Origin of the sequence: Streptomyces sp. BR123, from assembly GCF_013401435.1 — a bacterium.
GTDB lineage: Bacteria > Actinomycetota > Actinomycetes > Streptomycetales > Streptomycetaceae > Streptomyces.
The window spans coordinates 1-9,059 of the sequence record NZ_JACBGN010000288.1 but is presented as its reverse complement, the minus strand read 5'-3'; the positions used below and the strand labels follow the sequence as shown (position 1 = coordinate 9,059).

Annotated in this window: 8 protein-coding genes and 1 pseudogene; 4 read left to right on the top strand and 5 right to left on the bottom strand. The window is 70.8% G+C overall.

Annotated features, from left to right (window positions below; translation table 11 throughout):
- Positions 1–473 precede the first annotated feature (473 nt).
- Both HYE82_RS30000 and HYE82_RS29995 read right to left on the bottom strand, forming a co-directional pair.
- A complete protein-coding gene (locus tag HYE82_RS30000; RefSeq protein WP_179177334.1) occupies positions 474–2,309 on the bottom strand; it encodes an ABC transporter ATP-binding protein in 1,836 nt (611 codons plus the stop codon).
- 112 nt (positions 2,310–2,421) lie between these two features.
- Complete coding sequence (locus HYE82_RS29995; RefSeq protein ID WP_309144493.1) at positions 2,422–3,429, bottom strand: saccharopine dehydrogenase NADP-binding domain-containing protein; 1,008 nt, start codon at positions 3,427–3,429, stop codon at positions 2,422–2,424.
- 71 nt (positions 3,430–3,500) lie between these two features.
- On the opposite strand from HYE82_RS29995, the gene HYE82_RS29990 reads away from it, so the two are divergent.
- Together HYE82_RS29990 and HYE82_RS29985 are read left to right on the top strand one after the other, a co-directional pair.
- On the top strand, positions 3,501–4,127 hold the full coding sequence (locus tag HYE82_RS29990; protein WP_309144492.1) for a helix-turn-helix domain-containing protein: 627 nt from the start codon (positions 3,501–3,503) through the stop codon (positions 4,125–4,127).
- A 64-nt stretch (positions 4,128–4,191) separates the two neighbouring features.
- Complete coding sequence (locus HYE82_RS29985) at positions 4,192–4,626, top strand: VOC family protein (protein ID WP_179177332.1); 435 nt, start codon at positions 4,192–4,194, stop codon at positions 4,624–4,626.
- A gap of 18 nt (positions 4,627–4,644) precedes the next feature.
- On the opposite strand, the pseudogene HYE82_RS38555 reads toward HYE82_RS29985, so the two are convergent.
- The 3 genes and pseudogenes from HYE82_RS38555 to HYE82_RS29975 form a co-directional block, all read right to left on the bottom strand.
- Positions 4,645–4,836, bottom strand: a pseudogene (locus tag HYE82_RS38555) (IS630 family transposase); the annotation flags it as partial.
- A 739-nt stretch (positions 4,837–5,575) separates the two neighbouring features.
- Entirely contained in the window at positions 5,576–6,025 is a 450-nt protein-coding gene (locus HYE82_RS29980) for a hypothetical protein (protein WP_179177331.1), read from the bottom strand.
- A 177-nt stretch (positions 6,026–6,202) separates the two neighbouring features.
- The gene (locus HYE82_RS29975; protein ID WP_309144491.1) at positions 6,203–7,324 is read right to left on the bottom strand and encodes an IS630 family transposase; all 1,122 of its coding nucleotides are present in this window, start codon (positions 7,322–7,324) and stop codon (positions 6,203–6,205) included.
- 175 nt (positions 7,325–7,499) lie between these two features.
- On the opposite strand from HYE82_RS29975, the gene HYE82_RS37370 reads away from it, so the two are divergent.
- Together HYE82_RS37370 and HYE82_RS29965 are read left to right on the top strand one after the other, a co-directional pair.
- A complete protein-coding gene (locus HYE82_RS37370; protein ID WP_309144494.1) occupies positions 7,500–7,958 on the top strand; it encodes a barstar family protein in 459 nt (152 codons plus the stop codon).
- A 219-nt stretch (positions 7,959–8,177) separates the two neighbouring features.
- Positions 8,178–9,044, top strand: coding sequence for a CAP domain-containing protein (locus HYE82_RS29965; protein WP_179177329.1), 867 nt, complete (start codon positions 8,178–8,180; stop codon positions 9,042–9,044).
- Positions 9,045–9,059 lie beyond the last annotated feature (15 nt).

The following is a 9,059-nucleotide window of genomic DNA, read 5'->3' as shown; positions in this document are numbered from 1 at the left end:
GGGCGGGATCCGGCGCGGGTTCCGGGTCGCGGTTGGCGGACGCAGCCGGTCAGGGTGGGTGAGGAGGGCGGCGAGACGGTTGATGATCAGCCGGACGGTGTTGGCGTACCCGGCATGACCACGGGGGCGTCGTCGCGGCCGGTACACGCGGTGAGGGGGTGCGTACGGGTACGGGTACGGGACGTCGGGCCGGGAGGCCGAGCGCGAGCAGCGGTGCGCACTCCCCGTTGATCAGCACGAGCGCGGTCCGGCCGAGGAAGAGGCGAGGATGACCTCGGCCGTCCGGCACACGGCGGACGGCCGGAGGCGAGGCCGAGCCGGGCCTTCGCCTCTCGCCCGAGTGCCATACGCCCGAGTGCCATACGGAAGACGCAATCCCCTCTCACCACGCCGGTGAGCCCGCACCCCGCGTGTGACGCGGAGTGCGGGCTCGGGGAGCGGGAGTGGGAGTGGACGCGGAGCCGGACGTGGGGTCAGGGGACGCTGCCCGGGGCGGGGATGGTGGTGGAGGTCGGGGTGTCGTGGAGGAAGCCGCCGGACTGGTGCTGCCACAGGCGCGCGTAAGCGCCGCCCGAGGTGAGGAGTTCGTCGTGCGTGCCCTGCTCGATGATGCGTCCGCGGTCGAGGACGACGAGCCGGTCCATGTTCGCGACCGTGCTCAGCCGGTGGGCCACGACGAGCGCCGTCCGCCCGTCCATGAGCCGCCACAGCGCCTCCTGGACGAGGACCTCGCTCTCGGAGTCCAGGGCACTGGTGGCCTCGTCGAGCAGGAGGATCGGGGCGTCGCGCAGGATCGCCCGGGCGAGGGCGACCCGCTGGCGCTGCCCGCCGGACAGTTTGACGCCGCGTTCGCCGACCATGGTGTCGAAGCCGTGCGGGAGGCCATCGGCGAACTCGGTGACGTGCGCCGCGTCGGCCGCGCGGCGGATCTCGGCGTCGGTGGCCTCCGGCCGGGCGAACGCGATGTTCTCCCGCAGGGTGCGGTGGAACATCGCCGGGTCCTGCGGCACGTAGGCGATCAGGCTCCGCAGGTCGGCCTGGGCCAGCCGGCTGATGTCCTGGCCGCCGATCAGGATCCGGCCGGCTTCGATGTCCGTCATCCGCAGCAGCAGCCGCGTGAGCGTGGTCTTGCCCCCGCCGGACCGGCCGACCAGGCCGATCTTCGCCCCGCTGGGCACGTCCAGGTCGAGACCCTGGAAGAGCGGCTTCCCTCCGCCGTGGGCGAAGGTCACCCGATCGAAGCGGACGTCGGCGGAGGCCGGGGACCGCAGCGGCTCCGGTGCCGGCGGGTCGAGCACGGTCGGCGGTGTCAGCAGCAGTTCGGTGAACTGTGCGGCCTCCGTCATCGAGCTCTCCAGACGGCGGTAGATCTGGTTGAACTCGAACATGATCCGGGTGGCGCTGGAGTAGTAGGCGAAGGCGACGATGACCGCCTCGACCCCGTGCTCCCCCGCGCCGAGTGCCACGGCGACCAGCAGGCCCAGCGCGTTGGTCAGGACGGACATGGGCGCCACCAGCGTGTCGATGCGCAGGTTGCCGTAGTCCCACGAACGGAGCATGAGCCGCCGGGACTCCGCCACGCGGGACCGGTGCTCGGCGGCCTCGCGTTCCTCGGCGGCGAACGCCCGGACCGTGTCCATGTTCATCAGGCTGTCGGCGACGTGGCCGGACACCCGGGCGATGGCCTCCTCGCGCTCGTCGACGAGGGCCTGTCGGCGGCGGATCAGCGGTGCCACGCCCAGAGCCGTCACGGCGATCATCACCAGGAGCCCCACGACGAGCAGCGGCTCGTAGAACCACAGCACGACGGAGGCGAAGGCCAGCGGTACGAAGCTGCCCAGGACCGAGAAGGTCAGGGTGTCGACGAACTCCTCGAAGCGGGAGGCGAAGCTGAGGACCCGCTTCGTCAGCGAGCCGGCGAAGTTGTCGTGGAAGAACGCGGCGTCCTTGGCGAACAGCTCGTCCATCCCGATCACGTACAGGTGCTCGATGCCGAGGGCGTCGAGGCGGTTCAGGCAGTGCAGGCCGATGCGCCACAGCGTCTCGGCGAGCAGCAGGACGCCGCCGAAGCCGAGGACGTAGGGCAGCACCGCCCCGGTGCCGATGTCCTCGTCCGAGGCCATGCGGCCGACGAGCTTGGCGACGATCAGCGGCGCAATGTAGTTGATGCCGATGTTGCCGAGGGCCGGGGCCAGCATCGCCGGCGCCGTCAACCGACGCAGCCGGGCCAGCTCCCTCGAGTAGAAGCGGAGCGCGAGGAGCACCGAGCCCCTGCGCGGTGGACTGTGGGGTGTTTCAGACGATCCCATCGCAACCCTGTGCTGTTGGACCGGCAGGACAGGATCCGCAGTGTCCCGCAGGGCCGCCCGAGCCGTCCAAGCGTTTTCCCCTTGCAGGGGGTTGGCCGGCCGGAGCCCGCCTTCATCCTTCCGGCGGTCCGTCGAGGCGCTGCAGGCCGACTCCGTGCTCCGCGAGTTCCTCCGGGAGGCGGGCCAGGGCCGGAAGCTGCTCGATGTGGCGGACCCCGGCGGGCAGGGAGCCGGCGAGCAACTCGCGGGTGACGTAAGCCGCGACCAGTCCGGTGACGCGGCTCTGCGCGCGCCCGGTGAGCGCGTACGCCGCGCGGCGGTCGCCGCGCCGGGCGTCGGCCCGTACGGCGAAGCCGTCGCCCCCGGCGTGGACCCTGCGGAGGACGGCGGTCAGGGCCTGCCGCACCGCCGGCCGGCGGGCGGCCCGCCGCAGCGCGAAGAGCGTGGAGGTCAGCGCCCTGGAGTCCAGGCACAGGCGGGTGGCGACCTGTGCGGTTCCGAGGGTGCGGGGCAGCGTGTACTGGTCGGAGAAGGGGAAGGCGTACGCGGTGCGCGGGCCGTATCCGGGCAGCTCGACCCGCAGCGGGCGGACGGCCGCGGATTCGGCCAGGTGCTCGACGGTCCAGCGGACCGCGTCGGCGCCGTGCCGCTCGCCCGCGCCCAGCAGCACCGTGAGGTCGATGCGCTCCGCGCCGCCGACGGCCTCGTCCGCCCGGCGGGCGAGGAGGTTCGTCAGCCCGGGGGCGACGCCCACACTCAGCACGGCCGAGGCTCCACTGGCCGCGGCGAGGCCGTCCAGCTCCCCGACGCCGTCGAGGAGCCGCCGGGTGGCGCCGATGTCGACCAGGTGGACGCCGCGTTCGAGGCAGGCGTGCGCGATCCCCGCGTCGGGCGGCTCCACGCACATCACGACCGCCGCGACGTCGCCGAGGCCGTCGAGCGTCCGCCGGAAGCCGTCGGGATCGGTGACGTCGGCGCGGACGCCGCCGAGCCGCAGCGCCTTCGCCTCGTCGCGTCCGGCCACGACGACCCGCCCGGGGAACCAGTCGCCGAGCGAGCCGGCCACCGTCGCGCCCACGGCGCCGTAACCGCCGACCACCAGGACGCGACCCAATTTCACTGTAGTCATACTCCAGTGAAATACACTGTAGTCTCACTACAGTCAAAGTTCCCGGGATCCGAGGAGAGCCGGTGGCAGCACCCGTGACCCGCGCGGAGAAGGCACGCCGCACCCGCCAGCGGATGCGCGACGCCGCCGCCCGTCTGTTCGCGGAGAAGGGCTGGACCGGGACGACCGTCGAGGACATCGCCCGCACCGCGGAGGTCGGGGTGCAGACCGTGTACTTCACGTTCGGCAGCAAGCGGGCACTGCTGAAGGAGCTCCTCGACACGGCCGTCGCCGGTGACGCCGACCCCGTCGCCACCCTGGACCGACCCTGGGCCCGCGAGGTCCTCGACGAGCCCGACCCCGCCGCCCAGCTCGCCCTCCAGGCCGCGGGCGCCCGGCGCATCCTGGAGCGGGCCGCGCCGGTCCTGGAGGTCGTACGGGGAGCGGCGACCGCCGATCCGGAGCTGGCCGAGCTGTGGCGGCTCAACCACGAGCAGCGCCACGCCGTCCAACTCCGCTTCGCGCAGGCGCTGCACGAGAAGGCCTCCGGGTCCCTGCGGCACGGCCACGACAGTGCGGCGGCGGCCGATATCGCACTGACCGTGCTCGGCCCGGAAACCTATGACCTGCTCGTCACCCGGCGCGGTTGGACCCCCGCCCGCTGGGAGGAGTGGGCCGCGGATGCACTCGCCCGCCAGCTCCTGCCCTGACCCGCCCGCCCGGGCCGGCCGGCGCCTCCCGGGCGCGGCGGTGCCCGGCCGCTACGGTGGCGGGATGGAACAGCGGATCAGCCTGATCACCCTGGGCGTGACGGACCTCGCCCGCGCCAAGCGCTTCTACGCGGAGCTGGGTTGGCGCGGTACGGAAGTCCAGGAAACGGTCTTCCACCAGGCGGGCGGCCTGGCCCTGGTGCTGTGGGACCGCGGGAAACTGGCCGCCGACTGCGGTCTCCCCGGCACCCCGCCGCCGCCCGGCTTCGGCGGCATCGCCCTGGCTCACAACGTGCGTACGGACGCCGAGGTGGACGCCGTCCTCGACGCCGCCGCCCGGGCCGGCGGCACGGTCACCCGGCCTGCCGCCGTCAACGCCATCGGCTTCTACTCGGGCGTCTTCACCGACCCCGACGGCCACGCCTGGGAGATCGCCCACAACCCCGGCTTCACCCTCGCCGAGGACGGCTCCCTGATCCTCCCCGACTTCAACGCCTAGTGCTCTGGCCGCATAGGTTCACCGGTTCGCTCGGGCCGCAGTGGCGAGTGGGCGTCCGCCCCAGCGGATGCCTCTCTCGCTGCGGATGCGAGCGCGTTCCTTACGTTCGGCGGCCAGGACGTCGCGGTGGCGGGCGTTGGCGTTGCGCCAGCGGAGGTAGGCATGCAGGGCCCGGGTCTGGACCGTGTGGTTGGGGTGGTGGGAGTTGGCCCCCAAAGCCGCAGCAGCAGCCAGCCGGTGGCCTCCGCCGAGGCCGGCGCGAGGGAGACTGATCGTCCGATCGACGGCGAGCGTGGAGGGCTGACGCACCCGGTGAGAACGATCACCCTCACCCGGTGCGTCGTCCTTTGAGGAGCGTGAGGAGGAGGGGAGCATGAGGCCCGGATCAAGGCTTCGCGGCGAGTTCCCGCGTGGCTGGTGGATCTCGGCGCGATGGTGGATCACCGGGATCCGTGAGCTGGCACTGAGCACTGCGGCGGCTGTGGCTACCGTGGTGTTCGTCGGCGAGATGGTGCGCGCCGTGCGGCATCGTGACGAGCCGAGGATCCTGGCGCGTCTGGTCGGCTCGTTCGAGGGGTACGTGGCGGACCTTCTGGTCAACGGCGCAGGCTTGGGCGTTTTGGGCACCATGGAGATCGAGAATGATCTGCCTGTGGTGCTGATGGTGCTGCTGACGGGGTGGTGTCTGTCCAACATCGGCGTCAGCGCCGTGATGTTCGTCGTGGTGGCCCAGTCGAGGATTCGGAGGCCAGAGGCATGGGCCGAACTCGATTTCGTCGAGCGACATCCCCGAAATACGGCCAGCCGCCGGAGACGATCGAGGAATACCGGGCGCTGCAGCTTCAGGAGTAGACGTCAGAGGCTTGACCAGCCGAGGAAGGACAAAACCCCGTGGACGCGATGCCCACGGGGTTCTGCGCTGCTTGGCCGGCCGAGCGGGACGTCGACGCTACTTCCCGCACTTGGTCTTGAAGCCGTCCAAAAGAGCCTTGCCCGCATCGGAGTTGTCCCGCACGTACGCGCTACCGCTGATGCTGATCGAGGTGGTGCTGGTTGAGATCGACTCGCTGCCGGTCCGCTTGTTGCGGCTGTCGTCTCCGGCGACCGTCCAGATGATCTGCGACTGATCCTTGTTGAACTCGCCGGTGCTGGTCACGCCCGGCTTCTCGTAGACACCGTCGCAGCTGTACTCATGATGCGAGACACTGTTGCCCTTGACGACCAGCTGGCCGAGGTCGGACGTGCCGTTGACGTCCTTGACGTAGTAGGTACCGTCGAGCTTGCTGGCGCTGCCGCTGCTTCCGCTGCAGGCGGTGAGTATGAGTGAGCCCGCGGCCAGGGCCGCGATGGACACGGTCATCTTGGCCCGCGTCCTACGTGCGGTCCTGGTGATGCTCATGGTGCTCTCCTTTCATTCGTCCTGGATAGTCGGTTTGAGATAGAAGGCCAGTCAAAATACCCTATGGATAGGTCACTTTGGCTGACCGGGACCACCTATCAGGCGCCTTCTCGGAGGTTGCCGAGCCGATGCCCAGTCAGCGCTAGTTGTTCTGACCGCATAGGTTCACCGGTTCGCTCAGGCCGCAGTGGCGAGTGGGCGTCCGCCCCAGCGGATGCCTCTCTCGCTGCGGATGCGAGCGCGTTCCTTACGTTCGGCGGCCAGGACGTCGCGGTGGCGGGCGTTGGCGTTGTGCCAGCGGAGGTAGGCATGCAGGGCCCGGGTCTGGACCGTGTGGTTGGGGTGGTGGGAGTTGGCGATGGTGAACTGCCGCAGCGGTCCGAAGTGGGCCTCGATCGGGTTGGCCCAGGAGGCGTAGGTCGGGGTGAAGCACAGTTCGACCTTGTTCTTCTTCGCCCAGCGGCGGATGTCCGCGCCGGTGTGGGCGGAGAGGTTGTCCAGAATGATGTAGATCGGGGCGCCGTCGGGCCGGGCGGCGCGGATCGACTTCAGTGCGGCCAGGCTGTTGGCGGTGCCCTTGCGGCGGCGGTTGACGCCCCACAGTGTGTCGTCGCCCACGGAGTAGCAGCCGTGGAAGTAGGTGATGCCGTGGGTGCGGCGGAAGGTCGCCGGCAGCCGGTCGGGCCTGCCCTGCTTCGCCCAGCAGGAGCCCGCGGTGGGCCGGATCCCCAGCGGTCCGAACTCGTCGAAGGCAAAGACCCGGTCCGGGAAGCGTTCCACAACATGCTCGATCCGGTCGAGCTTGGCGTTGCGGTCGGGGTCGGGGGACTCCTTCCAGGTCTTGGTGCGCTGGAAGGTGATGCCGCGGCGCCGGAGCAGGCAGCGTAAGGCCTCCCGGCCGATACGGATGATGCGTCCGTGTACTTTCCGCAGGTAGTCGGCGAGTTTGCGTACCGACCAGCGGGTGAAGGGCTGGCTGAGCTTGGCGGGGCGGGTGGTGGCCGTCTGGACGACGAAGTCCTCGTCGTCAGGGGTGAGCAGGCGGGGACGGCCTCCCGCCCATCGAGGGTCCAGGCAGGCCAGACCGATCTCGTTGCACCGGTGGATCACATCCCGCACAGTGTCCTCGTCGGCGTGGACCAACCGGGCGATAACCGGCACCCGGTTCCCGCCGGCGGACGCCAACAACATCATTGCCCGCCGGTAGCGCACCGAGCTGGTGCTGCCCCGGCGGACGATCTGCTGCAGCTTCTGTCCTTCCTGATCGGTCAGTCTGCGGACCCGCACAGGCTCGGCCACCCCACCTCCAGCAATCGGAATGGACGTCACCACCCATCCAACCGCGCCACCCGCCAATCCGGTGAACCTATGCGGTCACAGCACTAGCTTTCGCCCCGAAGTAGACTGTGCCACTGCGCTGCCGGCACCGGCGGTGGTCGACGCCGGGTTCACGGGAGGGAGGGCGGCGGTGCACATCGCGCCCTGGTTGCACGTGGTTCCGCAGCACGGGGCGGTGCCCGTCGACCTGCTGTTCCCCGTGACGGGCAGGACGTACGCGGCGCGGCTCGACGGCCGCGAGATGCGCGACACGGATGCCGTCTTCCTGCAGTTCTACGACGCTTTGCGGCTGCCCGATTGGTTCGGCTGGAACTGGAACGCCCTCTCCGACTGTCTGCGCGATCTGCACTGGCTGCCTGCGGACCGCCACGTACTGGTCATCGAGGCCGCGGACGAGGTACTGCCGGGCGACGCCTCCGGACAGCATGCGCTCTTCACCTGCTTGCTGCGGGCCGGGCGGCGGTGGTCGTACACGGGGAAGCCCGAGGGCATCGAACTCGGCAGGCTCGTGCTGGTCCTGTCGTGCGACCCCGCATCCGTCGCACCCCTGACGGAACAGCTGCGGTCGTACCTGGCGGAGACGCGCTCGTCGTAGGGGCTTCCTTCGCCGGCGGGTGCACCCGCTCCGACCGCCAACCCCTCCGCTCCTGCCGCGAGTTCCGAATCAGCAGGTTTGCCCGACTCGTTCCTGAGCCGACCCTTCGGGCTTCCTTAAGGGAACCTGAAGAACCCCTCCGGACGGGTTTTTCCGCTGGTCACCGCCCTAGGCTCGGACGGAGTTCCACTCCCCCTGCCCTAGTGAGGTGTCACCGGCATGAGCCGCAGCCGAACCACCGGAACCCCGTCCCGCGTCGAGGCCCGACGGAGGAAGACGGCGCGTACCCGCATCGTCCTGTCCGTCACCGCGGCGGCCGCGGCGGTGGCGGTCGGGGTCGCCGTGGCCGACTCCGACGGCGACGCCCGCGTGGACGAGCGGGCCGGCGGGGCCGCCGGCAAGACGACCTCGGCGAGCGCCGCCGACAGGTCCGCGACCGCCATCCCGACCGCCTCCGCCCCCACCACCGAGCCCTCGGCCTCGGCGAGCCCGAGTCCTTCCGGCTCGCCCGAGGCCGGCGCCTCGGCATCCGCCACCCCCTCCGGTCCGGCCGCCGAGGAGAAGGACTCCGCGGCCAAGTCGACGCCCGACCAGGGCAGCAAGCCCGCGAGCAAGCCCGCCTCGGGCTCGGGCGGCGGCTCCGGAGGTTCGGGCGGGTCCGGCGGGTCCGGCGGGTCCGGGAGCTCCGGCGGCACCGTGAACGCCGACGCCGAGTCCGCCGTCCTCGCCATCGTCAACAAGGAGCGGTCCGCCGCCGGTTGCAGCCCGCTCAGCACGAACGCCAAGCTGAGCGCCGCCGCCCGGGGCTACAGTGACACGATGGCCCGCGCCGGTGTCATGTCGCACATCGGACCGGACGGGTCCACCATGACCAGCCGGGTGGAGGCCGCCGGCTACAAGTGGTCCAACCTGGGCGAGAACATAGCCCGCGGCCAGGCCGACGCCGATGCGGTCATGAAGGCGTGGATGAACAGCTCCGGCCACCGGGCCAACATACTCAACTGCGCCTTCAAGGAGATCGGCATAGGTCTCCACAAGGGCGACGGCGGCCCGTGGTGGACCCAGAACTTCGGCGCCCCGAGGTAACGGACTCCGACCACC

Excerpts from the sequence above, each read along its gene's own strand:
- HYE82_RS30000 (WP_179177334.1), bottom strand. The coding sequence starts at position 2,309 with ATGGGATCGTCTGAAACACCCCACAGTCCACCGCGCAGGGGCTCGGTG.
- HYE82_RS29985 (WP_179177332.1), top strand. The coding sequence starts at position 4,192 with ATGGAACAGCGGATCAGCCTGATCACCCTGGGCGTGACGGACCTCGCC.
- HYE82_RS29980 (WP_179177331.1), bottom strand. The coding sequence starts at position 6,025 with ATGAGCATCACCAGGACCGCACGTAGGACGCGGGCCAAGATGACCGTG.
- HYE82_RS29965 (WP_179177329.1), top strand. The coding sequence starts at position 8,178 with ATGAGCCGCAGCCGAACCACCGGAACCCCGTCCCGCGTCGAGGCCCGA.